The organism is Streptomyces sp. NPDC033845, from assembly GCF_055576225.1.
In genome coordinates, this window is the sequence record NZ_JBVIRI010000035.1 from 1 (window position 1) to 25,711 (window position 25,711).

Genomic DNA, 25,711 nt, shown 5'->3' on the forward strand with positions numbered 1-25,711 from the left:
TGCGGAGCCGGACGCCGGCCGCGATGGTGCAGCCCCGAGCAGCGAGCAGGGGCCGCACCTCGCCGACCGCCCGGGTGATCGTGGAGCGGTCGACGCCGAACCAGCAGGCCAGCACGTCATGAGTGACACCGTGGCGAAGGTGAACGAGCGTGGCCAGCAGCCGGTCGACGAAGACCAGACGGTGCTTCGCGCCGGCGCCGACGGCCCGCTTCCTCGGCCTGGACTCCAGCTTTGCCTGGTGCCGTTCTCCCCGCTGGGCCGCGGCTCTTTGACCGGCACCGTGCGTTCCACCGACCAGTTCGACGAGAGCGACTTCCGCCGCGACAACCCGCGTTTCACCGGGGAGAACTTCCAGCGCAACCTGGCGCTGGCCGACGAGGTCAAAGCCCCGGCCGACGAGGCCGGTGCCACACCCGGTCAGGTGGCGCTGGCCTGGCTGCTCGCCCAGGGCGAGAAGGTGCCGTCGCGGAGCATGGCGAACAGGACGTTGATGCGTTGGCAGGCGAGGCGGAGGAGTGTCTGGGTGTGGGATTTACCGCGCCCTCGTTGTCTGTCGTAGTAGGTGAGGGAGGTCGGGTCGGCGTTCATGCAAGCGAAGGCGGAGAGGAACATGGCGCGTTTGAGCTGTCGGCTTCCCCCTCTGGGTGCGTCTTCGCCGTGGATCGAGGTCCCGGACCACTTCGTCGTCGGCGCAAGCCCGGCGTAGGAGGCGAGGTGGGCGGCGGTGGGAAAAACTGGTGCCGTCGCCGGCGGTGACCAGCAGGACGCCAGCGGTCCTGACGGCTTGTCGAAGACGTTCTTGCCCGCCGGCGTCGGCCCGGGGCCCTGGTGAGCTGTCTTGCCGACGTCCATGCCCAGGGAGACGCCCACATCGCCGGTGTATAACATCGCACCCCTCCCGGGTGGTTGAGCCGTGACGGCCTCGGCGGGTGGCGCCGTGCTCGCGCATCCACGTTATGCAGACCTGCCGCCCACGTCTGTGCCCGGCATTGCGTCGGGCCGGGCGGCGTCCGGGTCTCTCATCAGCGTCTCCGAGGGCATCTGCCGGATCCGGCGACACCACCCCCAGGTCGTCCGTTCAGCAGAGGAAGAGGAGACACCGTCCTACCGGGCCCGGAGGCAAGCGGTCCCATTGCAGGACCGCGAAGAAGACAACGGGGGTGCTGTTGCCGCACGGGGATCACGGGCGGCCCCTGATAGGGCAGATGGCCGTGAGGTAAGCCGTGGTGGAGGTCCACTGCAGAGGAGAGGGGACGATCGTGGGCGTCGGCACACTGGCGCCGTTGCCTCCCGCCCCGGCGGTCGCCGGGCGTACTACTGTCGGCGCTCCTTTCCCTCCCTCAGAGCGCCAATTGGTAGGGGCCGCCCCTGATGCTCGACTTCCGACGCCACGGCAGGGTTGTGTCCAGAAGGGCAGGACATTCGAAAGCCCTCCGATATCAGCAGCCCTATCCCTAATCTACTGCCGAGGTAATTTACATGAAGAAGTTTCGAACCCTCTCCCGGGCCCTGGCCGGTGCAGGTATCGCGGCAACGCTCAGCCTCGGTGCGGTCGCAGCTCCGGCACATGCCGCCGAACCGCCGCCGGTATGCACGCAGATGCCGATCGGAAACACCATCCCCGGCACCCCCGTCCTCCTCTCCGCCTGGACCTGCGTACACACCGACGGCAAGGGCATGGTCGATTCTTGGGTCCAGATCCGAAATCACACCGTTATCTCCACTGAAGTAGATGCAAAGGTCGGTGTCGGCACCCACAACGCTCCTCCGATCAAGATCGGCGGAGAATTCCCGTACGAGGCTGTTCTGGTGCCCGCCGGCGGCTATGTCAACGGCTTCTGGCAAGACGGAGTATCTGTTCCTATGAAGAGCCTGAAGTTCAAGCACTCGGCAACCTTCGGGCATCGCGGATACGCGGATATCAGTGTGCTTGGAGTTCCCATGCCGCGCGTTTACTCCGGCGTCGTCCTGGGTTGATCCACGTCTCCGGGCGGGTCCTCTGCGCGCCATGCACGGACAGCGGAGGGCCCGCCGATTGTCTACCAGGAGTCAACCGGCGGGTGACAGAGTGCTTCAAGGGAGAGGGTGCTCGCCCGCCTCCGTGACCATGTCGCGGTATCGAGCTGTGGGGGTCTGCAGGACGAGGGTTCGAGTTGTTCTTGCTCTGGCGTAGGGGCGAGTCGTTCGCCCTGGCTCGTGAGCGCCTTGCCTCGCTGAAAGCGGATCCGGAAGCCGGGACTGCGCCCAGGGACCACATGCTGCCGGAGTTCGAAGGCCTGGAGAGCCTCGTGCCGCGCCCGGCGAGGATCGAGCTGTTCGGCCGCCATACGAAGGGGAGGATCCAGATCACGCCCCTGCACCTGGTCGACGGTGACCTCCAGGATCCCGAAGCCGCCCGGCCTGTGCGGCGGCGATGAGTGGAGACGAGCCCTTTGCGCCGAGCGGCGATGTGCGCCCTGGCCGCGTTGGAGCAGCGGGGCATGGATCTGGACGAGGTGACGCTGCACGGTCAGCGGCTGTTCGCCCGGGAGCAGCAGGCCGAGCGTTGTTTCGTCGATCTGGGGTGGAACGGCTTCGGATACAGGGGCCGTCTCCTGGATGGTGGAGTGACCTGGCTGGAGGTCATGCATCCGCATCGCAGCAAGCCCATGGACGCGCTGCTCATCGAGCCGCTGCCTCGCGGGTAGCCGCGTCCGCATAGCCGCGTTGCAGAGAGTTGGGGGATGCGGTGTCTGTGCATCATCCTTTCGTGTTGGGAGTAGTAGTCAAGACTTGTGGATCGGCGGGAGCTCAGCGGTAACGCGGGAGCCCGCCGAGGTCGGGAAGTTCGTCCTCGAAATCGCAGGCGGCAACGGCGTCGTAGCCGCGGTCCCAAGCCGCGGTGAGCACGCGTGACACTGGCGCGACGAGGGAGGGTCCGTCTTCGTCGGCTTCGGCCTCGATCGTGAGCGGCCAGCCGATGAAGTCGTCGGCGAGACCGGCATCCGGATTCTGGCGGGTGTCGAAGATCATCCGGTCAGCTCGGACGGTGTAGTGGTCGTCGGCCTGGGCTCCGAGGGCGACCGCGACGAGTTCGGCCAGGAACTGCCGACCGGTGCCGCGGACAAAAATCTGGCAGCTGCCGTAGTCCTTCGCCGTGATCACGCGGCCTCCTCCTGGCGCTCGACCAACGCGCCGTTCTCGAACCGGGCTCCGGCGCGGACCAAGGATACGAGGTGGGCTCCGGTGATCGCTTGCCAGCGGGCCTGGGCGGACTCGACGAGCTTGAACACCATGGCCAGGGCAGCGGCCGGACTGCCGGCACCGCGGGTGACCTTGGTGCGGAGCTTCACGCTCGAGAAGGTCGACTCGATGGGGTTGGTGGTCCGCAGGTGGATCCAGTGCTCGGCCGGGAAGTAGAACGCGAGCAGCTCCTCCGCGTCGTCGGCGATCTTCGCGACGGCCTTGGGGAACTTGGCGCCGTAGGTCTTCGCGAACGCCTCGATCGCTTTCTCGGCGTGGCCCCGGTCCTCCGCGCTGTAGATCTCCTGCATCGCCTTTGTCGCGCCAGGCTGGGCAGACTTCGGCAGGCAGTTGGTGACGTTGCGGGATTTGTGAACCCAGCACCTCTGCGGCCGTGCGGCCGGGAACACCTCTGCGAGCGCCCGCCACAGGCCCATCGCGCCGTCGCCGACCACAAGCTCGGGGTCGCGGCAGTCGCGCAGCAGGTCGGCCCACGATTCGGTGGACTTTCGCAGTCCCTCCGCGAGGGCGATGAGCTGCTTGGTGCCGTTCAGGCGGACGCCGAGCAGGACCAGGACGCAGGAGTGGGCCTGTCCGAGGCGGACTTTGGGGTGCACGCCGTCGGCCGACACGTAGACGAAGTCGCGGTCGGACAGGTCGCGGGCCTGGAAAGCAGCATGGTCGTCGGTCCACTGCTTCGTCAGCCGGGTGACGGTGGCCGGGGACAGGCCGGCGGTGACACCGAGGAACTGTTCCCGGGCGGGGACGAAGTCGCCGGAGGACAGGCCATGCAGGTAGAGCAGCGGCAGGACCTCGGAGATCTTCGGCGACTTGCGGCACCACGGGGCGAGGATCTTGGAGGAGAACCGCTTGCGCTCGCCGCTCTGCTCGTCGACACGGCGGTCGTTGACCCTCGGCGCGGTGACCTCGACCGGGCCGACGGCAGTGACTACGGTCCGGGGCTGGTGCCGGCCGTTGCGGACCACCAGGCGGTGCCCGCGCTCGTCGGTCTCGGCAGCCAACTCGGCTATGTACTGGTTGACGTCCGCCTCCAGCGCGGCAGCCAGCATGCGCCGGGCGCCTTCACGGACGATCTCGTCGATCAGAGAGCCGGAATGAGTGGAGCCGTCGTCGGTGACTACGCTGAGCATGGGCGTGCCTTCCCGACCCGCGCTGCAACGCGGGCCCACTCGGTGACCATCACCGGATCAATCGGGAAGGTACGCCTGCTGCGTTCTTCCCGGGGTCGATCCACAGGTCTTGAGCACTGCTCCGCGGTCGAGGCGATCCGCGGGCTGCGCGTGGTACGCGCCAGCGCCGTCAAGTCCCGCCCCCAGAGCGTCAGCCAGCTCGAATCACTGATCATCACCGAGCCCTCTGCGGTACGCGAAGCCCTGCGCCCGCTGACCACCGCCGAGCTGGTCGGAGGGCTGGTCGCCAGCTGTCCGGGCAGCGATCTCACCGACCCGGCTACGGCCGTCAAGATCGCCTCAAGCCTCCGGCAATGCGGTACCAGCACTTGAACGAGGAGATAGCGGATGCAGACCGCGACTTTCGTATCTTGATCCTCAGTACCGCCCCCGGCCTGCTGGCTCTGCCCGGCGTCGGTACCGAGACCGCCGGACAGCTGCGGTCACCGCCGGGGACAACCCCGACAGGCTGCTTCATAGGCATCCTTCGCCCACCTCCGCGCCGCCGCTCCCGTGCCGGCCTCCTCCGGACGCACCGACCGCCACCGGCTCAACCGTGGCGGAGACCGCCAGGCCAACCGCGCGCTGCACACGATCGTGCTGGTCCGTATGCGTCACGACCCGCGCACCCGTGACTATGTCGCCCGGCGCACCCTCGAAGGACTCAAGACGAAGGACGTCTCCAGGTGTCCCAAGCGCTTCGTCGCGCGCGCGAGGACTACCACCACCTCACCAGTGCATTCAGCGGCACACCCGAGTCGTCTCCCGCAACTTGACGATCTATAGAAGCTTCAGGGTCAAGCTCAGGCACACACTGGGCCTGGTTCTTGCGCACCCAGGTCCGCAGCGGTTTCGCGGTGATGCCGAGATCCGCGGCCACCGCCGCGTCCGTCCGCCTCCCGGCCGTGGCGCGGCAGAGCGCGACCGCGTCCTTCCTGAACTCCTCCGGATCCGGAGACTTACGCCCCACCTGGACGTCCCTCCCCGGGCCATCAAGATCCATTGTCAGGGTGTCCACTCCAAAAGGAGCGCCCTCATCTGCCAGCCCGACCCCGTGGGGTTGGGGGTCATGTCGGCGCCTGGCGTGTGTAAAGGCCGTAGCCCCGCCCCGACGTAGACCTCCTGCTGGCCGATGCCGATGCCGCCGGCCAGTGGGCGCGCGCCATCCCAGCTGTGCCCGCGCCCCATCTGGCCGGTTTCCTGTGTGTGGGCCTCGCGAGAAGGGCTGGTCGGTTCGGACGGTTGGGTCAGAAGGCGCTTGAGAGAGCGAGGAAGGGGGTGATCTCGGGGTAGCCCGCCCGTCGGCCGCGGAACTCGTCCCAGGTGGTGTAGCGCCGTCTGTCCACGGTGACGGGCACGGCCGTGTTGTTGCCCCGCAGCATGCGGTGGGCCAGGGTGGAGAGGTCGTCCCAGTTGCGCTCCAGGTCGACGCCGAAGGGGCCGAGAGTGGTCTGGTAGGCGCTGCCGTCGTGCTCGCCGCCAGCGCGGAGGGTCTCCGATCCGTTGGGCCAGGGCCGGGCGGGAGGTCCCGGTGAGGATGAACAGGATGCGGGGGAAGCGGGGGTAGAACCGCTGCCACGCCATGAGGGCCTGCTGCTCGGTGACATTGCCGACTGTGCCGGTGCGGCGGCCGGCGGGTTGGGGGGGGTGTAGTCGTGGAAGCGGGCGTAGGAGATGAGTTTGCGGGCCAGGCGTTCGCCGCTCATGGTGGCCCGGTCGACCGGCTGGCCTCGGCTATCTCTGGGCACCGTGCGCAGATGTCCTTGAGGTCCTGGCGGGCCTGGTCGTTCTAGTTTTCCGGTCGTCCGATGATCCAGCGGACGACGTCGGCGACCGCGGGTGGTGGCGGGGGCCCGGCTCGTGGGCCGTTGTGCCGGGCCAGTGTGTTGAAGCGGTCCTGGACGCTCTGGTGGATGCCGTCGAGACTCTGCCCTCCCATCTGGCCCGGTCTCTCACCTGGGACGCGGGGCAGCGAGATTGGCCAGCACCACGAGTTCACCCTGGCCACCGACATCGGTCTATTTTTGCGACCCGGCCAGCCCCTGGCAGCGTAGCTCGAACGAGAACACGAACGGCCTGCTCCGCCAGTATTTTCCGAAAGGCACAGACCTGTCGGTCCACACCCCCGAACACCTTGCTGCCGTAGCCGACCAGCTCAACCGACGACCACGCATAACGCTCGGCTGGGAAGCCCCAGCCGAGCGCCTGCACAAACTACGCTCCGCCTGATCAAACCGACCGAGTGTTGCGACGATCCCTAGAAACCGCCCACCTTAGGTGCTTGCGGCCGTTGCGATTAGTACTGTCTTTTTTTGGCTGCACAAAGGGCTACGCTGGCTATCTGGTAACCTCGATTAATTTACGCCGTGGCTAGTTATGGGAATACATTCAACTGATCAATCGGTCCATGGCGTTGAGGGTTTCCTCGATATCGGCTTCGTCCGCGCTGCTCAATTGTTGAAGGTAGCCTCGGTCGAGGGCGACAGCATAGATTTCTTCGAGAGTCCACCAATGTGAGCGAAGATCGTCGCCCAAAGGAGAAGCTTCAAGGTTCGATGAAACTGAGTCGAGTTCATCGATCAGGATCCGCAACGTAATCTCTCCGATGCGGTATCTCTGGATTGACTGCCGTAGTCCTTCTTGGAGCCATCGAAGATCGGAATTCCCGTTCACTGTTTTATCCTTCCGGAGCTCACAGTTACAACCCGCCCAGTTGCGGTGTCCGTAATCACCGTCACATGGTTATCTGCTTCATAGTACGCCGTGGTGCCAGCCCGTTTTCCAGGGATTTTCTCGCCTGCGCGAATTGTGTTTTCTACCACTGATGGCATGAGGCCGCGCTCCTGCATGCGGTCGATAGCGTGGCCCGTATAGTCTCGCCCCTCGATTGTTGCCGGGGTATTCGGAGAAAGGTTCCGAAAATTCGCACCTCTGCCGCCGGCGGGAGTTGTCGGACAGTCGCTGTTGTGAGCCAGTACCGGTGTGTCCCCCGCCAGCACATAGTACGTGTGGAGGTCGTTGACGGTGAGGTTGTAGGTGCGGGCGTGCTGGTTGTAGGGGCGGTTGTGTGTGACGGTGACGTGGGTGTTGTTGTTGGTGAGGAGGGTTGTGCCGGGTTTGAGGTCTTGGGCCTCGATCCAGCGGCGGTCGGTGGGTGACCAGAAGGGGTGTTCGTGTGTGGCGGTGAGATTCTGGTTGCCGTTGGGTGTGGTGATGGTGAGTTCGTTGAAGTGTTTGTCGTCCTCGGTAATGATGAGGGCGGTTACTTCGCGGGGGCCGGATTCACCAGTTTCGGGGTCGGTCGCCTGTACCTTGTCGCCGATATTGATTTTGTCGATGTCTTTGGTGGTTCCGTCGGCCATGAGGACGTCGGTTCCGGCGAGGAAGCATTTCGGGCATCCGCCGCCCGTTCCCCGTACTCCGCCGGCGCGGTCGGTGCCGAGTTTAGCGAGTGCGAGGACCAGGTTGGGGGCCTGTGCGCCTGCTGGGCATCGGCCGCCGTAGACGTCGTAGCAGGCGTTGTTGAGGGCCCCGGTGATGGTGGCGCCGCCGGTGTCGGGGTCGGTGTAGCACTCGCGGGCGTCTTCGTAGCCGCATTTTACGGCGTCTTGAATGTGGTACTCGAAACTCTGGGCGAGCTCTGGGATCTTCTTCCAGGATGCAGGAATGAATACTCCGGCGTGGAGGACGATGATTCCGTCGCCATCGGTGTCGAATCCGAGGTGCTCTCCGGGATTCTCATTTGCGGGGTTTTTGTCGTCCCGCGTGGAGACCCAATCGGAATTCCTGTAGTCCTTTCCCTTGCCGGCTGCATTTCCGCCGTCGGGTCGACCGGGTCCGGTGGATTTGATGCCGGCGCAGCCTTCGGGGGCGCGTCCCGCGCCTTCGCAGGCGGTGCCGAGGCCGGAGGGGTCGGTGAAGGTGAGGGGGTTGTTGATGCTGTAGCTGTAGCCGTTGAGGGTTTGGTGTTTGTCGGTTTCGAGGAGGGGGTCGATGCTGATGAATTGGCCGAGGCCGGGGTCGTACTGGCGGGCGCCGATGTGGGTGAGGTTGGTGTTGGTGTCTTCGGTTTTTCCGAGGAAGCGTTTGTCGTCGGGCCAGGTGCCCACCGATGTGCCGCGGGGGTTGCCGAAGGGGGTGGTGTAGCGCTTGGAGAGGGTTTGGGTGTCTTCGCCGTCGATGGCGAGGCTTGAGGTGCCGTGGTGGTCGCCGGCGAGGAAGGAGAGTTTGTTGGTGCCGCTCTCGTTGGTGCGGACCGCTACGGTCGTGCCGCCGAGGGTGTAGCTGCGGGTGGCCCACTTCTTGGTGCCTTGGAGGTGGACTTCGGTGGCGCCGGTGTACAGGACGCTCTCGCCGCCGGGCTGGCGGCGGATGAGGAGTTCACCTTCGGCGTCGTACAGGTAGTCGGTGGCGTTGGCGCCCTCGGTGAGCTTGGCGAGTTTGCCTTCCGGGTTCCAGGCGAGGGTCTGGGAGGTGGTGCTGCCGGGCTTCTCCGCGCGCTTGGTGGTGTTGCCGGCCGCGTCGTAGGTGTACTGGTCGGCCACGCCGGTGCAGCTCGCGGCCGTGGTGGTGGCGGTGAGGGCGTGCTTGCGGTCGGTGTCGTAGCAGGAGGTCCGGATGGTAGGGGTGCCCCCGCTGGGCGGGGTGGTCTTCTCGGTGACGCGCTGCCCGGAGGCGTTGTAGGTGTAGCTGTTCCAGTAGGGGGCGGCTCCGCCGAGGTTGGTGACGGTGCGGCCGGCGGCCGCGCAGTCGGTGGTTTTGGGGGTCCAGGCTTCGGTCAGACGGCGCTGGCTGTCGTAGGTGAAGCACTGGTTGTCGGCTTGGGTGAAGCCGCTGGGCGGGGCCATATCGAAGATCGACTTGATGTTCCCGGCCTGGTCGTAGCTGTAGGTGAGGTGCTGGACGATGCCGTTGTGGGCGTCGGCGGTGACCTGCGAGGTCTGCAGGCGGCGGGTTCCGGGCTCGTAGGCCTGGGAGATGGTGGTCTTCTTGATGCCTTCAGAGCGGGCCAGTTCGATCCGTGTGGGTTCGCCGAGCTGGGAGTAGTGGGCTCCTTGGACGTAGCCAGTGCTGCCGGAGAGCTCGTTGGGCAGGGCGTAGGCGTTGTAGCCGACGGTCAGGAGTTCACGGGGCAGGCCCGCGGCGGCGGGTTCGTTGGTGCCGCCGATGGTGCCGTCGAGGCGGTAGTGAATCCCGTTCTCGGTGGTGGCGGCGATGGCGCCGGAGGTGACGAACGGGTCGTCGGCCGGCAGGCGCAGTTCACTGGTGGTGGGCCGGGACAGGTCGTCGTATGCGGTGACGGTCCTGGTGTAGGCCTTGCCGGTGGTGCCGCCCTCGTAGCGGGTCGAGGCCCCGGGCGCGCCCTTGAGGACGGTGTCGTAGGTCCAGGCGGCGAGCTTGTTGGCGTTGGTCTTGGACGTCTTCCACAGGCCGGTGGTGCGGCCGAGCTCGTCGTAGTCGTAGGCGAGGACGGTGTTGCGGGAGTCGGTGGTGGTGTCGACCTGGTCGAGGGGGGTGTAGGTGGTGGTGACGGTTCCCTTGTCGGGGTCGGTGGTGGTGGTCTGGCGGCCGAAGAGGTCGTAGTTGTAGGACCACTGGGTGCCGTCGATGCCGTTGAAGAACCGGAGCTTGCCGCCACGCGTGTACGACTGGGTCGTCTTCGTGTAGGTGGTGCCGGGGCTGGTGCCGCCGAAGTCCGGGTCGTTGGGGCTGGTGCCGCCGTAGGTGCGGGTCTCCAGGGTGCGGCCGAGGGCGTCGGTGATGGTGCGGGAGGCGGTGCCGCCCTGGAGGGCGGTGGTGGCTACCGAGTCACCGGTGTAGGAGGTGGTCGTCGACCACTTCTTCACGCCGTGGATGTGCTGGGTGGCGGTGGTGGGCCGGCCCGCGCCGTCGTAGACGGTTTCGGTCATCAGGGGGATGTCCTCGACGAGCACGTCCGCCAGGGAGGACGCGGGTGCACCGTCCTTGTCCCAGATGTCCGTTGAGGTGCGGTCGGCCAGCCCGCGGGAGTCGTAGTGGGTGTGGGTCATGAGCCGGCCGCCGGCGGGGGATTCGGCCTGGGTCTGGACGGGGCGCAGGAGGTGGTCGGCGATGGTGTAGACGGTGCGGTAGTCGTTGCCGGCCGTCAGGGTGGATACCGACGTCCAGGGCTCGGCGATGCCCTTGGGGTCGAACCCGTATCCGTATTTGACGCTGGGGCTCAGGGCCTCGGGCCGGTTGGGCAGCCGGGTTTCGGTGGCCCGTCCGAGTGCGTCGTAGCGGTGGTAGGTCGACCTCATGTTGGGGTCGATGGTGCGGGTGACCGCGCCGCGCAGGTCGAAGTAGGTGTAGGTGATGTGCTCCTGGCCGTTGGAGGCGAGCTTCGGCGCCCAGGTGACGGCCGCGACGAGCGGGCCGACGTCGGCGGGGGTGTAGCTGGTCTTGGAGGTGTGGCCCTCGGTGTTCGTCACCGACAGCGGCCGGCCGAGTTTGGCGCCGGCGGTGTCGTAGGTGGTCTTGGTCAGGGTCTGCCAGCCGCTAGAGACGGCCGGGTTGCGGTCGGCGTCACCGGAGGCCGCGGGGTAGGACTGGGCGCGTCCGGTCCAGGTGGCCAGGCCCAGGGTCGGCTTCTGGTTCGGTGCCCAGCCGGTGGCGCCGATGTTGTCGTAGACGACGGCGGTGTCGGCCAGGACGTCGCCGCGGACGTCGCTGGTGGTGGGCAGGTTCAGCTTGTCGTCGGTCTGCGCGCAGGTGGTGCCGACGGTCCGGCTGCGGGAGGTGAGGCTGGTGATGCCCTCGGCCTCGTTACGGGCGTACCAGGTCCGGGTGCATGTCTCGTCGCCGGTCTTGGCCGTGTCGCCGAGGAGGTTTTCCTTCTCCTTCATCCCGAAGGCGTCGTACTTGTAGTCCGTCTGGGTGGTGCGCCAGGTGTCGCTCTGGCCCGTTGCGGTCAGGCGGGTGTGGCTGAAGACGTTCGCGGTGCGCACGTAGTGCGCCTTGACGGTCAGGGAACCGGTTTCGCCGGTGCCGGCCTCGGAGGGCCGGGTCTGGGTGGCGGTGTTCTCGGACCACAGTCCGTAGACGGTGGTGGACAGGGCCGGGCCTGTGGTCCCGTCGTAGGTGGCGGACTGGCGCAGGGAGCCGGCGAGCTCGTCGTGGTCGTTGGCGGGGTCGACGTTGACGCCGGCGATGCCCAGACCGGTGACGACCGCTGTGCGGGTGGTGCCGTTCTTCTTCTTGTCGCCGTGCAGGCCCTGCATGTAGACGCTGACGGTCTTGGAGAGGGTGTTGCCCGAGCCGGAAGTGACGGTGACCTTGCCGTAGCCGCGCCAGTCGGACCAGGTGCGGTCCTTGGCCGGGGTGAACGGGTCCTCGTTGTAGTGCCAGCCGGGCTGGTCGTACGTGTAGGTGTACACCAGCGGTTCCTGGCCGGATCCGGCGAGTACGTTGAGTTCCGTGACGCGGTACTTGTGGAACCAGTCCGGCGCGGGGTCCCCACCGGGCTGTGCCCAGATCACGGGATAGCAGGGCTTGGAGGCTTGGCTGTTGTTGTCCTCGGCGGCCGGCATGTTGACGCCGACCTTGCATTCGGGGCCGGACAGGGCGACGTTGGTGATGCCCCCGCTCTCGGAGATGATGCTCTGGATGCGGGGACGGTTCAGCGGGAGGATGTAGTCGTCGCTGGTGTCCACCCGGTTGGGCCGGTTCTGATAGGTGAACTTGACCGGCGGCACGTCGATGGACGCGCCGCTCTTCCCGATGCGCCGGATCTCCTGGAGGACCAGTGTCTTGTCGGCTGCTCCGCCGGTCTCGTGGCCGTCGCTCCACTTGTGGGTCAGGCCCCAGGTGTCGATCGGAGAGAAGCCGTCGGTCTCGGGAGCCGTGTTCCAGACGAAGGTGTCGATCCAGGTCAGCCGCTTGCGGGTGAAGAAGCCGGGGGACGATGCCTTGCAGTCCGTCTCGCCGGCCTCGCACATCGCGTCGAAGGGGACGTCCGGCCAGCGGTCGGCGGTGTCCTTGTCGAGCGTGGCGCAGCCCCTTGCGTCCAGGCACCGCTCCCCGTACTTCAGGACCACCTTGTGGGAGGTGACCCCAGTGAACAGAGTGCTCGCGCGCTGCCCGTACTGGATCTCGTTGAGGTAGCCGCCGCGGGTGTAGGCGGTGAGCTTGGTCTTGTCGCCGGTGCGGGCGTAGCGGTTGGTCTCGGGCGTGTACCAGTAGGTGGAGGCGTTGCCGCGCAGGTCCTCGACGAGGTCGAGGTTCCAGCGCCAGGCCTGGGTCTTGTAGCGGGTGGCGAAGGTGCTGCCGGCTGAGAAGCCGGGCTCGTCGGCGTCGTCGCCGAAGACGGGGACGGTCCAGGTGGAGTTGGTGCGCTGGGCGGCGGCACCGGGCAGCTTGTTCAGGCCGAAGGTGTAGGCGGTTCCGTCGCCGGTGATCACCTTCCAGTGCTCGCCCTTGCCGTCCTTCCCGTCCGAGCCGTTGGTGTCCTCGCCGTCGTCACCGTTGTCGGCGCCGGTCAGGTGCAGAACCTTGGAGGCGTCGTCGCCCTTCAGGCGCCAGGTGTGGGAGGTGTTGTCCTTGACGAGTTCGGTGGCCTTGCCGTTCAGCACGAGGGAGGCGTTCTCGTACTTCCAGCACTGGTCGAACTTGCCCGTCTGCCCGTCGTCCTCGCAGGAGCCGTACTTGCGCTCGATGTAGGAGGACGTCAGGTCGAAGCCCTCGCCGACCGCGTTGCTCTGGTTGTTGGTGTTCGCGGTCCGTCCGTCGATGCTGCCGGAGTCGTAGGACAGCGACAGCGACGGTGCCGGCCCGGCCACCGGGGCCGGGGTACTGATCGGGTACGACCAGGTGAACGAGCCCGAGGACTGGCCCGCCGACCAGTTCGCCGAGGCCGACAGCGGGGTGGCCTTGAAGTCACCGCCGCCCGCGACGGCGTCATTGGGATCTGAGGCGATCGCGAACACCACCGGCGCCCCGGCCGAGGCCGACGGAACGGCAGGCAGGGTGCCGGTGACCGTACGGGTCTTGACGCTGTTGCGCGAGGCCAGCGGCGTGGTCTTGCGGCACTCCGCCTTGTGAGGCGTCGTCAGCGCACACGCGGGCAGGGAGACCAGCGACAGGCGGCTGGACCAGCCGCCCCCGATGGCCGCGGCGAAGGAGGAGTAGTCGACCGACACCTGGGCAGGTCCCGGCTGCTGGGCGGTGGCCGAGAACAGCACACCGGTGATCCCGGCCTTCTCCGCGGCCTTCTGGTCCCGGACCTCCACCCGGGCGGTTCCGCTCAGCGAGGCCAGCGGCGGCAGCACCGCCGACTGGGGTGCCTTGCGCACCTTCACCCACGCCTGGCCGCCGGCCGGCGCGGCGCTGCCCACCTCCTGGGTCAGTACCCCCGCCACGGGCCACGCGGCCGCCGCGCCCTGCGCCAGGACGCGGTCGGACTCCGCCTGGTCCGCAGCCAGAGCCTTCTCGGCTGTGGCGCGGGCGGCCCTGAACGCCTTCCCGTCGTGCGCGGTGACCTTGGCCGACCGCTCCTTGGGCAGGGCCGGCACGCCCGGTGTGCTCCCGTCCGCTGTCGCGAGCGGTACGAGGGAGCCCGGTATCGACAGGGCTACTGTCAGGGCTCCGATCAGCGGAACGCGATACCGCGCCCGCCGCGATGATCGTCTGCTGGTCAAAATGATGATTCTCCGGTTCGAAATGAGTGAGGGAAGGGCCCGGGGCGGGGCATGCCTGCCCCGGGCCGTAGGAAATAGGTCAAGGGACCCGGCAGCGGCTACTGGTCGAACAGGTCGTCCACATGCTCCCGGTCCCGGGCGGCACCGGACCACAAGCCGAGCTCGCTGATCTCACCAGGCAGGAAGTGTCCCCACGTCCCGTCCGTGTAGCCCTTGCCGACAGCCAGCTCTCCGTCGCCGACCACGGCCGTGTAGGCCATCGGCTCTCCGTGGCGGACCGAACTGACATAGAGGGTGATGGTGCCGTCCTGGGCGTCATAGACGCCCGCCACCTGCTCCGCGGAGTCCTGGACGTTGCTGTCGCTTCGGACCGACACCGTCGTCGTGGTCCCGTCCCCGGCAAGCCGGCCGAAATGCCACCGGCCGACCGCGACCGTACGCCACTCCACAGGGTTGTTGGGGTCCACCGGAACCTGCTGCTCATCCAGCTTCTCGAACCACAGGCTCCACGACGAACCGGATCCCGCACGCTGGCCGATGACCTGCGCCCGGGAGCCGTCCTGCCGCGCGGCCAGCTTCGCCGTGTCCGGGTCGACCGAGGCGGTCACGGTGAAGGAGCCGGTGTCGTCCACCAAGGGGCCGGCGGCGGTACCCGCATGGCTGGTGCCGTTGAGGACCAGCGCGCCACTCGAACCAGCGGCCCTACCCGTTCCCGGGGCGAGCGCCAGGGGACGGCCGAACCCGGACTCGTCCGCCAGCGGACTCCCGACGGTCGCCATGTTCCACCGCGCGGCCCGCGCCAGGTGAGGGCGCCCCGTGGTAGCAGCGCTGAGCGTCCTCGCCCGCTCCTTCACCTCAGGACCGGTGCGCTCGTCCTGCCAGGCGAACACCTCGTCGATCCGCCCGGGGAAATGGTCGACCCACGAACCCCTGTAGAAGACGACGCCGATTCCCATCGGCTTCGGCGACGCGATCGGGGTACTCACCTCCGTCTCGCCCTGCAAGCGGCCGTTGATGTACAGCCGCAGCTTGCGCGAGGAGGAGTTGTAGGTGGCGGCCACATGCGTCCAGACCCCGGCCACAGCAGGAGTCTGCGCCTGCACCGCCTTCATGTTCTGCCAGCCGTCCGGGCCGTCGGCCTGCGCCATCCGCACCGACCACGCACCGCCGGGCGCCGCCGTCAACGCCACACCGCTCTGATGCGTGGTACCGGCCTGGGCCAGCATCGTCGACCACTTGTCCGTACGGTCCAGACGCGCCCAGCCCATGACGGTGAACGAGGACCGCGTGTCGATCACCGGGTTGGCGGTCATCGCGTACTGGTTCGTCCCGTTCAGCAGCAGGGTCCGGTCGTCGTGATCGGCCAGCTGCCCTCGCCGGCCGTTGGCCGGACGCAGACTGCCGGGCTGGAGCGCGGCCGCGTGATCGGGATCCCCGCCCTCCACCGTCCGGTCGACCGCCGCCCCGCTGGTCTCGTCGAAGTTCCAGTAGCCGACCGGCCCGGGCCCCTCCTTCACCACGAAGTCGACGGAACGCTCCGTACCGTCACCGGTGGAGTCCTTGGCCATCACCTCCAACGAGTTCGTCCCCGCATGCTCGGGGGTGATGGTGACGGTCATGGAGGAGCCGGTCTTGTACGTCCACTCCGACTCCGGCTCCGTCGCCAGCCGGTAGAAGTAACCGATCACATCGGTGTCGCCACTGGCCGGCGCGAAGGACACCTGCCCCGACAGGCCCGGCTTGCCGCCCGCCGTGCACGGGGTCGGGCAGGCACTGTACGGGCTGTGGAACGAGATCGACGGCTGCTTGGGCCTGGTCGTGTCGATCTTGAAATAGCAGGGGCTGGTCGTATCGCTGCCACGCGTCGCCACACCATCGGCGAACGAACGCGTCCACGCCCGGAACCTGTACAGCACCCCCTGCTCGAACGTGAGCCTCTCCAGACTGCTGGACACCTTGGTGTTCGGCAGCACGTACCCGCCACTGGGAACATCCGTCGCCGACCAGTCGTCAGGCTTGGCCTTGACCGCAACCCACGACCCATCAGCCTGCTTGCGGTCGATCTGGAAGGCGACCCGAAGCCTGGCCTCCTCACCGCCACCGGAGACGACCTGTCCCTTGGCGGTGAAGGACGGGCGACCGCCCCTGATCGTCGGAGCGCTCTCCGAAGTGCTGCACACCTGGCGCGCACCGCTCTCCAGCCCGTACATCGTCGGCTTCGCGGGAATGCCGATGAACACCACCGACAGCATCCCGTCGTTACGGAACCGCTTCCACGAAGAGGTGTCCGTCTCGTCCTCCGCCCGAATCTCCAGCGTCAGCCGGCTCCCCAGCTTGCCCGCGGCGAAGTCCCGCACCGTCGGCGTCAGGTTCTCATCCGGCTCACCCGAACTGTCCGTGAACTCCACCGTGCCGGCCGGCTGCTTCGGATCACAGGCATCCCCGCGTCCGGCGGACACCCACCGGTCACCGAGCCGGTCCTTGTACGCCGGCTTGTTCGCCCAGGTCGTCGACGGAGAGATCCCGCCCCCGACCCGGACCAGCCAGATGTTGTGGGACTGGCAGTTGAACGACCAGCCCTCGGTCACCCGGAAACTGGCGGACAGGACCTCCTTGCCCGCGAGCCTGGTGTTGGAGAACTCGAAGTACAGGCGCTGGACGTACCCCGGGCCGCAGTAGTACCCCTGCCAGGAGCCGCATTCGCCGACCCCCATGCCCATGTTGTACTCGCCGTTGCCCCAGTTCCACGACTCATAGCCGTCCGAACGCAGCTGCATGCGCTCCACACCGTTGCTCAGCTCGACATCCGGATCGATGTACAGGGGGAAGACAGCCGGATCACGCTGGGCCAGCAGAGCGGCGTCCGGCACCACGGTCAGCGCGTCCGCCGACACTTTGACCTCCACCTCCGCAGTCTTGTCCCCCTTCCCCGGCCCGTCGGAGGGAGCCTCCTCCGAGACAGGCTCGGCTGCCACGAGCGGAGCCGTCGCCGTGCCGGCCCGCATCAGCGCCGACTTCGCCGACGGCGCGGCAACCATTGCGGAGGAATCCCCGCTGGAGTCCCACATCAGCGCCGGTGGCGACACGAAGACGTCGCGCCCATTGGAGTCCTCGGCGACCAGACCACCCTCCGCGCTGGCACTGACATCCAGCTCGTTGGTCTCCAGCCCGAACCTGATGCTCTTGAGCGCAGGATTCCGCGCGGCCTCCGGCGTCTTGACGACCAGCACCTCGCGGTACCCCTGGACCGTCGCCGTCATCCGCAGGTCCACCCCGGGCAGCACCTCCGCATACACGGCACTGTCCCCATCCAATACCGGGGCGGGCAGGACACCAGGCCACCGCAGCGACAACGTACGGGCACCCTGGCCGATCCTGACCAGATCAGCCTCGGCCCCGCCACCGGAGAAGGCGACATCGGCAAGCGCCGCCTTCGGCCGGACGGTGCCGTCCGCGCCCACCTCAAGTGAGACGTCCGGGGCAACCCAGCCCCCACGCTCATCCTTCACCCGGACTGGCACGGCGGACTGGTCCAGCCGGAAACTCACACCATCCGGATTTGCATACGTGGTGGTGAACTCCGAACGCTCACCCACAACTTCAACAGGCTGACCGCTCTCGGCCGCCTTTTCCAGCGCCTTCTGCCCCTCAGTCAAAGCAGGCGTCGGACCTGTGGTGGCCGCAGCCACCGCAGGCGTGTAAGCAGGGGCAACGCCAAGAATGAGTGCCGCGCCCAGCGCGGTACTCATGGCATGACGAAGCCGCTGCCTGTCGAACACAGGCATAGATCCCATCCCCAATGATGCAGAGCCGTCCCCCAGGCCCTGTAGAACGCGATCAGATTGAGATCGCACCAGCGAATCTACGAAACCTTCATGTTCTGATCAAGAGATTCTCAAGTGATTCTCATCCACCACAGATAGCCGCCGACGTACTAAAGGGGCATATCTGCACGCAGTCATCACCCCCGCCGCCCTGACACCTACGCCGGGGACGCTACGTCCCTGCACTGACACCACACCGACGCCAAGACGGCTCTGCCGAGCGGTCCAGCCGACTGCACCATCAGCGGGGATCGACCGTCTGAACGAGCCACGCGCGCGGGACGGTCCAGACCGTGCCGGGCCAACTGCTGAGGCCCGGATGAGCAGCCACCCGCACGTCTACCGGTGCCCCACGCCGACGCCTGGACTCCATGAAACGCCGCCGCCTTCTCATCGGTGCTGGCGTGTGAGGTCTCCATACGCGTGGGAGCTGGCGGCTTTTGCGACGACGGGGGACGGAACCTACCCCGTCTGGGTCGGCCATTGCGAGGCCGGAGAGGTGGTCGGGGTCGTGGTGCTGACGGCAGGGATGTTCGAGCTGCTGCCGGAGAGCGGAGCCGCCTCCACTGCCTGAGGGTGAGCAGCTCCGGGGCCGGTGCCGCGGAACGGGAAGGCAGGCAGGCCCCTACCAGCACCTGACCTCGACCGCCCCTGCCGACCGCCCGCGTCGTGGGGCTGGGCAGACGCCGGTCCGCGTGAAGGAGCGCAGTCCGTGAGTGCCCCTGGCTCGTCCGGATCGCAGCCGTGCTGGCTCTCTGCCCGGTCGCCGCCGCCTGCAGAACCGACCTGGAAGCGGGGGCGCCGCCCATCGTGACCGCAGGGCTGAGCGCGATCGATTCAGGCGTGAATATCACAGCTCGGTCCATGGGCGGGGCTCGGGGTTGCCGGTGAGGGGTGTCCAGAGGGGGGTGCTGGGTCCGTGTTCTTCGAGGTCTTCCAGGATGGCGGCGCCTAGGTACTGTCCGGCGGATCATGTGACTGTCGGATTGCTGTCTCGTTGTTCCCGGCATGGAGCGGGGTGATCTGACGAGGGCCGAGTGGGGCCGGTTGGAGCCGCACTTGCCGGCGTCGGGGCAGCGTGGCGGCCGATGGAGCAATCACCGCAGGGTGATCAACGGGATCTTGTTCCGTGTGCGAACGGGCATACCGTGGCGGGATCTTCCGGAGCGTTTCGGCAGCTGGAAGACCGCCTACGAGCGGCACCGGCGTTGGTCGGCGGACGGCACGTGGGACCGGATTCTGCGTGCTGTCCAGGCGGACGCCGACCTTGCGGGCCGGATCGATCTGGAGCATGGTCAGCGTCGATTCGACGTCCTGCCGTGCTCATCAGCACGCGGCCGGGGCCGAAAGAAGAAGCCGCGCATCCCGAAAAAAGGGGAACGCCCCGGCACCACCGCCCCGACGAAGGACTCGGACGGTCCCGGGGCGGCCTGACCTGCAAGATCCACCTCGCCGGTGAGGGCGGATGCCGGCCCATGGCCTTCCTGGTCACGCCGGGCCAGTGGGGCGACGCGCCGCAGATGATTGAGGTCCTCGAACGCATCGCCGTTCCCCGACCGCAGGGCGGACGGCCGCGCACCCGGCCGGACCGCCTCGGCGGCGACAAGGCGTACAGCTCACGCTGCAACCGCCGCTACCTGCGAAGACGCCAGATCAAGCACACCATCCCCGAGCCGAAGGACCAGCGGGCCAACCGCACAAGACGCGGAAGCAAGGGCGGCCGGCCCACCGGCTTCGACGGCGAGATCTACAAACGCCGCAACGAGGTCGAGCGAACGATCAACCGGCTCAAGAACTCCCGGGCCGTCGCCACCCGCTACGACAAGAGTGCCTACGTCTTCCACGGCACCGTAACCGTCGCCGCAATCCTGCTCTGGCTCCGCCCGTGAGATGCGCCCTGCATCTGGCTACACCCAGAACTGCTTAGCCGTCAGCAGCATCGTCCCATACAGTGCCGAAGGTATGACGGCACTTGCATCCTTCACCTTCGTGCGCCACATAGACGGGCTCCGCTACCACTTCGAACGCGACGGCGAGCACAACGGCCGCCCTGCCTACCGCCGAACAGACGGGAACGTGCTGTGTGTCTGGTCGCCGACCGACGGCTGGCACTGCAAGATCGCTGACGGCCTCGTCACCGCGCATCCCCTCAATAGCCACGGAGACGAACCCGAACCCCCGGTCAACGTCTGGCGCAGCTTCAAAGACGACCGCTCCTACCTCTACGACCTCCGGACCCTCGACTCCGAAGCATGTCCGCCGGACAGTGCCTAGCGCGCAGAGGCCAGACCCGTTCGGACCTGGGGGCGTGGCGGCGCCAGTACTCGGTGATCCGGGCTGCTTGGGCGATGGCGTCGTCGGCGTCGGGCCCCCAGCGCCGGGTCAGCCGAAGGTGGGTGCGGTGAGCACGGACGATCTCAGGGGTCTGGTGAAGGAGGGCGTGAGTGTGGGGGACGGGCCGGCCCTCCAGGGTGTGGGGGGCCCAGCGCCCAGGTGCTGTGACGGGCGCACACGAGCCGGCAGCGGGGGAGGTAGCGCGGGACGGCCTGGGGATATCCGGTACGGGCGATGGTGCAGTGCGGGCATCCGATGACGGCCGGCAGCGTGGAGGGGCGGATCGCACCGCCGGCCCTGGCCTGTCCGGCCGGGCCCCGGTCCCGGTGCTCCGTCCAGCAGGGAAGAGCGCGGGTGAGACGTTTTTCGGGGATACCGGTGTACTGAGCGATGCGGGCCCGCGCGCCGGTGTTGAGGTAGAGCTCGCTGCGCGCGTGCGGTCCGTAGTCGCGTTCCCGGACGAGATGGACCTTGGGCGGGTGGATACGCAGTCCTGTCAGGAGCTCGCTGGTGGTGAGGTGGTGCGCGCCGACGAGGCGTTCGATGAAGGAGGCGTTGGTCTCGAAGGCCAGGGGCCGGATTCGCAGCAGTGCCCGGTGGGTGAGCTCTGGGAGCAGGCGCGGGATGTCAGCGCCGCTTCGCGGGCCGAGGGGTGTGTTCGGCGAGTTCATCGAGTTCGATGGCATCGAGGAGTGTTTTGGTGATCTTTTCGCTGCCGTCGAGGATCGTGGTGATTGCCGCTTCCCGTACGAGTGCGGACAGGCCTCCGATCCGGCCGCCGGTGCGCAGGTGGAGGTACGGCGCGTGCCGGGTCAGCGCGCCCGTCCGGTGGGCGTTGAGGCGCAGTGCCTCGTCCATGCCCTGGATCAGCCCCTCCCATGAAGCGCGTTGCGTGGGGCTGCCGTGTCCCAGGGGCGGATTGCGGACGGTTTTGAACCGTCCGGCCAGCTGCGCGCCGCGGTTTCCTGTCAGGAGGGGGGATTCCTCGATGGCGACTCCTGCGTAGACGAAGGTCGCGGGGATCCGTTCGCTGAGGTGTTTCATCTGGTCGAAGGTCTCGGCGCCGCTGCGGGTACGGGTGTTGAGCAGGTGGACGTCGTCGATCAGGACGAGCCGGGTGCCCAGTCCGTTCAGGGTGGCGCAGACGATGTCGGTGATGCGGGCTTGGTTCATGCTCGTAGTGAGGGGCAGGTCGAGGAACCGGGCCAGTTCGGAGACCAGCATCTTCGGGGTCGCGGCAGGCGGCACGGACAGGTAGACCACCGGCAGGTGGTCGCCGGGTGCGTGGCGGCGTGCTCGGTCGGCGAGGTGGAAGGACCGGCCGAGCTGCTGCAGGGTGGTGGTCTTGCCGGTGGTGGGTGGTCCGGAGATGAGGAGGCCTCGGCGGGCGGTGCCGTTGTGGCGGCGGTTGAGGATCATAAGACGGCGCAGGGTGAGGGAGATATTGGCCATGGTGGGAGTGGACAGGATCACGAACCGGGAGTGGTAGTCCAGGCGTTCGTCGGTGCTCCAGGGGCCGGTGCCGGGCAGGCAGGGCGCGATGGTGTCGACGAACTGTGTCCACTCGCGCCAGGTGGTGGGGGAGGCGTACGGATCATCGTGTGTCGCGTGGCCTGTGGGAGTCACCACTGCTGTGCCTCCTGGTGTGCGTCGAAGATGTTCCAGGTCGCTGCCGCGGTGTCGGCTGCCTCCTCCAGGACCTGCTCGGCGGAGTCGTCCAGTGGGTCCGCCTCGGCATAGCGCCGCTCGGCGCGCCTTGTCCGGCTTCTGCTGTGTGCGCGATCGCCCTGACCGGGGTCGACGGGCGTACAAGCGGTATCGGAACCGACTGCTGCGCCCGATGCACCCTGGGCGGTGCTGGTGGGGTGGGGGTTTGCGGCGTCGCTGATGGCCGTGTCGGCGGTGTGGGCGCGGCATAGGAGTTGGTCGAGGTGGCGGGCGAGGTGTTCTTCGTGTTCGGCCCGGCCTTGACGCTGTTTGACCACCCTGCGGATGTGTCGCCAGGTGGGGTCGGTGAACGGCTTAGACACAAGTCCTTGGTGGATCCAAGGGACCGGTTGGCGGTGGGCGTTGAGTGCCGGCCCGTCGTAGGTGCGGTGCTCGAAGCGGATCCCCTCGTCGCCGATCGCACACCGCCTGGAAGGGAGCAGCTCGATCCAGTCGGCTGCGGTCAGGGGGACGGGTACGTGGCCGGCGATCGCGACGAGCGCGGCCCACATCTCGTTGGGTGTGAGCGTCAGGCGGGGCATGAGGGGGTGGCGCAGGCGTTCGTGGCGGCGTTCCTGCCACCCGCAGACGACCCATTCGTTGAGGAGGTCCTGCAGCTGCGGCAGAGTCCAGCGCGCCTGGTCCTCCACGTTGCTGCCGCGCGCGTCGAGGCTGTTGCCGGTGTATCCGGCGACGTACTGCGCGAACAGGGTGCCGATCGCTCCGAACCCCCGCTCCACCTGTCTTTTCGCGTACCCGGACGCGGGTGGGCACGGCTGGACCGAGATCCCGAGGTGTTCGGCGGCGGCGAGGAAGCAGCGGGAGACGAACACCTTGCCCTGGTCGATGACCACGGTCGTCGGCCGGATCACGGGCCGGGCGGCCGCACCCTGCATCCGGGCGTCGAAGGAGACGAGCCGCTGGTGGGGGATGACGGAGGCGGCCATGGACAGGTACTGGGGCCAGTTCGGCCGCATCTGCTGCGGCACGAGCGTCTGCGCGAGGAGCACGGCCGCGTCGACCGCCTTGGTTCCCTTGGGGCGTAGGACGGCCGCGGTGATGCTGCGGGTGGCCACGTCCACCGCCATCGTTAGCTCGGGCCGACGCGCTTTCCCGTCCTCGCACACGACCATCACGTCCAGCAGCGTGCTTTCCATCATCACCAGCTCACCGGGCGCCGTCGCGTGCGTCGGGGTGAACACCGGCACGGGCCGAGAGGCCCTGCGCCGCTCCCCAGCTGCCGTCAGTGCGAGGCCCTGCTGTTCGGCGACGGCCCGCACCAGCCGGTTGAATGTGGACGGTGGGGGCACTGCCACGCCCTCGGGGCCGTGGGCGTCCTGCAGACGCCAGGCCACCTGCCTCCGCAGCCGGCTCAGCGTCCCATTCGACCGCCCTCGCTGCTCTGTCAGCGCCCCGGTGATCGCGGCGACCACCCGTGGATCGGCCTGGCCGAACACCGACCGCTCCCGCTTCCTGCGGCCGTCTACGAGCCCCCACACTTCTTCCTCGCGGTAGCGGGCCCGCATCCTGCGCACCGTGGCCACGCTGACCACCTGGCCGGCCGCGGTCAGCTCGGCGGCCTTGGCTGCTTCCCGCTCGGCGAGGGGAGTGCGTGGCCGGGTCGTACCCGGGCCGTGGCGGCCAGTCCTGGCGGGGGCCGATGTGCCCGGTCTCGACTTCAGGATGTGCCGCTCCCAGGCCAGGGCTTTGTCCCGGACATCGGGGCCGAGCCCGTCCAGCGGGCCGTGGACAGGGACTCCCGAGCGCACGCTTCGACTACTTGGGCCCGGTCTGAGAGCCGTTTGGAGGGGCCGCTGCGCCCGGGGCAGTCCACGAGGTGCGTGGCTCCGTTTGCCAGAGCCACGGCCAGGTCAGGGGCGTGGGTGACAAGCCTTCCGTGTTCTTCCCACACGAACTCCATGGGCCCGCAGGCGAGGCCTACGACCTGCGGATCCCGGTCGAGCAGCATGACCGCGTCCCGCATCGCCGCGCTGCCGTGTCCGACCAACTGGCCGGTGGTCGCGGACCACCACCATCCGGGAGCCAGCAGCCGTCCGCGCCGTACGGGGAAGCCGCGTACGGCTGGGTAGTCCATGGGTCGGAGCTCCCCGGCTGTAGTCCACCAAGGCAACTGGGCCATGCCTCCGCCGGGTCCGACGAATCGCACGCTCACATGACGCGGATGCACCCCGCCCCCTCTGCTTGCCCAAGGCGATGCCGCGCGCAGAGCGGTCTTCCCTTTCAGTGGAGAACGGGCTGACCTATCTGAGCAATGCGCAGGTACGAGACGCCACACGATGCGGTGAAGAACTGCCGGAGCGTCCCGAAGTCTCCTTGAAGCTTTGCTAGGTCTCAGCTGACGACCTGCGCCTTTCGGGAACGGTGTGCCACCACCGAACCACGGGGGCTGGACTGTGCAGGTTGGTTGAGTGCTGCGCAGTTTCGGTGGTCCGCGACACATATAGGTAAAGCGGCATGTCCTCGGCACGAGGACCAGTTTCATGTTCCCATCCAGATCTTATTTTGATGCAGACGCGACCCGGAGGAGCGCTTCCGGCCCTGTGCTGGAGAGGACGGCGACCCGGTACCAGGGCCGGCCGAAGCCCCCGGGGTGGCCTCCCTCTGCTGCCGGTCGGACCGCGTCAGCGGTCCCTGGTCCTGGAGGCGGAGCCGGAAGGCCCGGAGTGGGAGCGAACTGGCCACCCACGGGCCGTCAGGCCCGGACCCCGTGAAACGGGGTCAGCTGGAGAGAGCGCAGCGAACCCCAGCAGTCCGCAGCGAAGCACCGGTCCCGGCCCGTAGGGCCGGCAACCCGCTCGGCGAAGCAGGGCGGCCGAGCAGAGCTCGCCCGCCCGCCCGCAGCGCGGGCGCTCTGTCCTCAACGCGCAGCGTTGAGGGACCCCCGGCGATGCACTGTGATGCCGCCTGGGGGCTGCGGGTGTGGAATCCCTGGTGGGCCGTGGCAGGAGTGGGCTTGTGCATGATGGGGGCATCGGGTAGCGCAAGGGTCGACGCGTTTGCCGTGCGGGGAATCTTGCAGATTCAAGCCGGAGTTCGTTGTGAGGCAGGGGGAGGTGATGGCTGGTTCGGATCGGGCTGGATCCTCGTTCGGGGGAAGATCGATTGAAGGCCCTGCGGGGTAGGGGGCGTTTCGGTTAGCTTCCGGCTCATGGCAGAGATGAGCTTTGAAGAAGCGCTGAAGACCGTCCGCAACATCATTGCGGAGAAGGCGGAGTGTGAGCTGGAAGAGGTGGGCCCGGACGTCGACCTCCAGGAGGCACTCGATATGGACTCGATGACGGGCACCCGGGTGGTGGGCGCACTGGAGGAGAAGTTCGACATCACCATCACGGACAACGAAGTGTTCAAGGTGTATGAGGCGAAGACGCCTACCGCACTGACGCATGTGGCCCTTGAACTCCAGGCCGCTGCGCGCGCGGGGTCCGCCAAGTAGTACGTCCACCGCTGCAGTGAGGGGGGCCGACAGTGGCCCCCTCACTGCAGGCTGCCCGCGTCAGCGGGCTGGTCCTGGAGGCGGAGCCGGAAGGGCCCGGGTGGGGGAGCGGAGCGGACCCACCCCACGGGCCGAAGGCCCGGACCCCGTGAAACGGGGTCACCCCAGCCCGCGGAGCGGGCCGTTCGGGGCGCCCCGAATCGGTCCGAAGCGAAGCGCAGGACCCCGGCCCGAAGGGCCGGCCTCTGCTCGGCGTAGCCGAGCCCGCTGAGCGCAGCGAGGCGGTTCTCTCCTGAGCGCGCAGCGCTCAGGGACCCGCTCCGCGGG

18 protein-coding genes and 6 pseudogenes are annotated in these 25,711 nt (G+C 67.7%); 10 read left to right on the forward strand and 14 right to left on the reverse strand.

The features are described from left to right. On the reverse strand, positions 1-298 hold a 298-nt coding region (locus ACZ50K_RS35460; protein WP_468911173.1), incomplete at its 3' end, for a helix-turn-helix domain-containing protein. Between ACZ50K_RS35460 and ACZ50K_RS35465 the strand changes: the two are divergent. Beyond that, a pseudogene (locus ACZ50K_RS35465) lies at positions 224-460 on the forward strand (aldo/keto reductase); the annotation flags it as partial. The gene ACZ50K_RS35460 and the pseudogene ACZ50K_RS35465 sit on opposite strands and share 75 nt — an antisense overlap. Here the strand turns inward: ACZ50K_RS35465 and ACZ50K_RS35470 are convergent. Continuing rightward, positions 418-781, reverse strand: a pseudogene (locus tag ACZ50K_RS35470) (transposase); the annotation flags it as partial. The pseudogenes ACZ50K_RS35465 and ACZ50K_RS35470 overlap by 43 nt on opposite strands. Positions 782-1,479: 698 nt before the next feature. On the opposite strand from ACZ50K_RS35470, the gene ACZ50K_RS35475 reads away from it, so the two are divergent. From ACZ50K_RS35475 to ACZ50K_RS35485, 3 genes are all read left to right on the forward strand, one after another. Beyond that, a complete protein-coding gene (locus ACZ50K_RS35475) occupies positions 1,480-1,977 on the forward strand; it encodes a hypothetical protein (protein ID WP_468911133.1) in 498 nt (165 codons plus the stop codon). Positions 1,978-2,255: 278 nt separating this feature from the next. Next, positions 2,256-2,417 (forward strand): hypothetical protein, encoded by a 162-nt coding sequence (locus ACZ50K_RS35480; RefSeq protein ID WP_468911135.1) that lies wholly within the window; start codon positions 2,256-2,258, stop codon positions 2,415-2,417. A gap of 63 nt (positions 2,418-2,480) precedes the next feature. Then, entirely contained in the window at positions 2,481-2,687 is a 207-nt protein-coding gene (locus tag ACZ50K_RS35485; protein ID WP_468911137.1) for a hypothetical protein, read from the forward strand. A 103-nt stretch (positions 2,688-2,790) separates the two neighbouring features. Here the strand turns inward: ACZ50K_RS35485 and ACZ50K_RS35490 are convergent, their stop codons facing one another. Beyond that, positions 2,791-3,144, reverse strand: a complete 354-nt coding sequence (locus ACZ50K_RS35490; RefSeq protein ID WP_468911140.1) for a hypothetical protein — start codon at positions 3,142-3,144, stop codon at positions 2,791-2,793. Then, positions 3,141-4,373, reverse strand: a complete 1,233-nt coding sequence (locus ACZ50K_RS35495; RefSeq protein WP_468911143.1) for an IS256 family transposase — start codon at positions 4,371-4,373, stop codon at positions 3,141-3,143. The genes ACZ50K_RS35490 and ACZ50K_RS35495 overlap by 4 nt, the downstream gene beginning before the upstream one ends. 150 nt (positions 4,374-4,523) lie before the next feature. Here ACZ50K_RS35495 and ACZ50K_RS35500 point away from each other — a divergent pair, with 150 nt between their 5' ends. Both ACZ50K_RS35500 and ACZ50K_RS35505 read left to right on the forward strand, forming a co-directional pair. Then, the gene (locus ACZ50K_RS35500; protein WP_468911145.1) at positions 4,524-4,745 is read left to right on the forward strand and encodes a hypothetical protein; all 222 of its coding nucleotides are present in this window, start codon (positions 4,524-4,526) and stop codon (positions 4,743-4,745) included. 162 nt (positions 4,746-4,907) lie between these two features. Next, a pseudogene (locus ACZ50K_RS35505) lies at positions 4,908-5,198 on the forward strand (transposase); the annotation flags it as partial. A 31-nt stretch (positions 5,199-5,229) separates the two neighbouring features. Here ACZ50K_RS35505 and ACZ50K_RS35510 read toward each other — a convergent pair. From ACZ50K_RS35510 to ACZ50K_RS35520, 3 genes and pseudogenes are all read right to left on the reverse strand, one after another. Further along, positions 5,230-5,382 (reverse strand): annotated as a pseudogene (locus ACZ50K_RS35510) (transposase); the annotation flags it as partial. 277 nt (positions 5,383-5,659) lie between these two features. Next, positions 5,660-6,118 carry a hypothetical protein gene (locus ACZ50K_RS35515; RefSeq protein WP_468911147.1) on the reverse strand — a complete coding sequence of 153 codons (459 nt, stop codon included), beginning with the start codon at positions 6,116-6,118 and terminating at the stop codon, positions 5,660-5,662. 83 nt (positions 6,119-6,201) lie between these two features. Next, positions 6,202-6,351, reverse strand: a complete 150-nt coding sequence (locus ACZ50K_RS35520) for a hypothetical protein (protein WP_468911175.1) — start codon at positions 6,349-6,351, stop codon at positions 6,202-6,204. Here ACZ50K_RS35520 and ACZ50K_RS35525 point away from each other — a divergent pair. Then, positions 6,301-6,641 (forward strand): annotated as a pseudogene (locus tag ACZ50K_RS35525) (IS30 family transposase); the annotation flags it as partial. The gene ACZ50K_RS35520 and the pseudogene ACZ50K_RS35525 sit on opposite strands and share 51 nt — an antisense overlap. 159 nt (positions 6,642-6,800) lie before the next feature. Here the strand turns inward: ACZ50K_RS35525 and ACZ50K_RS35530 are convergent. The 3 genes from ACZ50K_RS35530 to ACZ50K_RS35540 all read right to left on the reverse strand — a co-directional run bounded on the left by ACZ50K_RS35530 (position 6,801) and on the right by ACZ50K_RS35540 (position 17,814). Beyond that, positions 6,801-7,085, reverse strand: a complete 285-nt coding sequence (locus ACZ50K_RS35530; RefSeq protein WP_468911150.1) for a hypothetical protein — start codon at positions 7,083-7,085, stop codon at positions 6,801-6,803. After that, on the reverse strand, positions 7,082-13,939 hold the full coding sequence (locus tag ACZ50K_RS35535) for a polymorphic toxin-type HINT domain-containing protein (RefSeq protein WP_468911153.1): 6,858 nt from the start codon (positions 13,937-13,939) through the stop codon (positions 7,082-7,084). The genes ACZ50K_RS35530 and ACZ50K_RS35535 overlap by 4 nt, the downstream gene beginning before the upstream one ends. Positions 13,940-14,163: 224 nt before the next feature. Further along, complete coding sequence (locus ACZ50K_RS35540; protein WP_468911155.1) at positions 14,164-17,814, reverse strand: LamG-like jellyroll fold domain-containing protein; 3,651 nt, start codon at positions 17,812-17,814, stop codon at positions 14,164-14,166. A 1,083-nt stretch (positions 17,815-18,897) separates the two neighbouring features. On the opposite strand from ACZ50K_RS35540, the pseudogene ACZ50K_RS35545 reads away from it, so the two are divergent. Next, positions 18,898-19,778, forward strand: a pseudogene (locus ACZ50K_RS35545) (IS5 family transposase). Between the two features lie 73 nt (positions 19,779-19,851). Continuing rightward, positions 19,852-20,163, forward strand: coding sequence for a hypothetical protein (locus tag ACZ50K_RS35550; protein WP_468911158.1), 312 nt, complete (start codon positions 19,852-19,854; stop codon positions 20,161-20,163). A 143-nt stretch (positions 20,164-20,306) separates the two neighbouring features. On the opposite strand, the gene ACZ50K_RS35555 is transcribed toward ACZ50K_RS35550, so the two are convergent. The 4 genes from ACZ50K_RS35555 to ACZ50K_RS35570 all read right to left on the reverse strand — a co-directional run bounded on the left by ACZ50K_RS35555 (position 20,307) and on the right by ACZ50K_RS35570 (position 24,433). Then, complete coding sequence (locus ACZ50K_RS35555; protein WP_468911161.1) at positions 20,307-20,894, reverse strand: TniQ family protein; 588 nt, start codon at positions 20,892-20,894, stop codon at positions 20,307-20,309. Next, complete coding sequence (locus ACZ50K_RS35560; RefSeq protein ID WP_468911164.1) at positions 20,851-21,852, reverse strand: TniB family NTP-binding protein; 1,002 nt, start codon at positions 21,850-21,852, stop codon at positions 20,851-20,853. The genes ACZ50K_RS35555 and ACZ50K_RS35560 overlap by 44 nt, the downstream gene beginning before the upstream one ends. Next, the gene (locus ACZ50K_RS35565; RefSeq protein ID WP_468911167.1) at positions 21,846-23,474 is read right to left on the reverse strand and encodes a transposase; all 1,629 of its coding nucleotides are present in this window, start codon (positions 23,472-23,474) and stop codon (positions 21,846-21,848) included. The genes ACZ50K_RS35560 and ACZ50K_RS35565 overlap by 7 nt, the downstream gene beginning before the upstream one ends. 134 nt (positions 23,475-23,608) lie before the next feature. Then, a complete protein-coding gene (locus ACZ50K_RS35570; protein ID WP_468911170.1) occupies positions 23,609-24,433 on the reverse strand; it encodes a TnsA-like heteromeric transposase endonuclease subunit in 825 nt (274 codons plus the stop codon). Positions 24,434-25,099: 666 nt separating this feature from the next. On the opposite strand from ACZ50K_RS35570, the gene ACZ50K_RS35575 reads away from it, so the two are divergent. Then, positions 25,100-25,384 carry an acyl carrier protein gene (locus ACZ50K_RS35575; protein ID WP_468911171.1) on the forward strand — a complete coding sequence of 95 codons (285 nt, stop codon included), beginning with the start codon at positions 25,100-25,102 and terminating at the stop codon, positions 25,382-25,384. Positions 25,385-25,711 lie beyond the last annotated feature (327 nt).

What these genes read in the sequence shown, in the direction of transcription:
- ACZ50K_RS35555 (WP_468911161.1), bottom strand. Translation starts at nt 20,894, where the DNA reads ATGAACTCGCCGAACACACCCCTCGGCCCGCGAAGCGGCGCTGACATC.
- ACZ50K_RS35520 (WP_468911175.1), bottom strand. Translation starts at nt 6,351, where the DNA reads ATGGGAGGGCAGAGTCTCGACGGCATCCACCAGAGCGTCCAGGACCGC.
- ACZ50K_RS35515 (WP_468911147.1), bottom strand. Translation starts at nt 6,118, where the DNA reads ATGAGCGGCGAACGCCTGGCCCGCAAACTCATCTCCTACGCCCGCTTC.
- ACZ50K_RS35550 (WP_468911158.1), top strand. Translation starts at nt 19,852, where the DNA reads ATGACGGCACTTGCATCCTTCACCTTCGTGCGCCACATAGACGGGCTC.
- ACZ50K_RS35495 (WP_468911143.1), bottom strand. Translation starts at nt 4,373, where the DNA reads ATGCTCAGCGTAGTCACCGACGACGGCTCCACTCATTCCGGCTCTCTG.
- ACZ50K_RS35540 (WP_468911155.1), bottom strand. Translation starts at nt 17,814, where the DNA reads ATGAGTACCGCGCTGGGCGCGGCACTCATTCTTGGCGTTGCCCCTGCT.
- ACZ50K_RS35480 (WP_468911135.1), top strand. Translation starts at nt 2,256, where the DNA reads ATGCTGCCGGAGTTCGAAGGCCTGGAGAGCCTCGTGCCGCGCCCGGCG.
- ACZ50K_RS35485 (WP_468911137.1), top strand. Translation starts at nt 2,481, where the DNA reads ATGGATCTGGACGAGGTGACGCTGCACGGTCAGCGGCTGTTCGCCCGG.
- ACZ50K_RS35570 (WP_468911170.1), bottom strand. Translation starts at nt 24,433, where the DNA reads ATGAAACTGGTCCTCGTGCCGAGGACATGCCGCTTTACCTATATGTGT.
- ACZ50K_RS35575 (WP_468911171.1), top strand. Translation starts at nt 25,100, where the DNA reads ATGGCAGAGATGAGCTTTGAAGAAGCGCTGAAGACCGTCCGCAACATC.
- ACZ50K_RS35475 (WP_468911133.1), top strand. Translation starts at nt 1,480, where the DNA reads ATGAAGAAGTTTCGAACCCTCTCCCGGGCCCTGGCCGGTGCAGGTATC.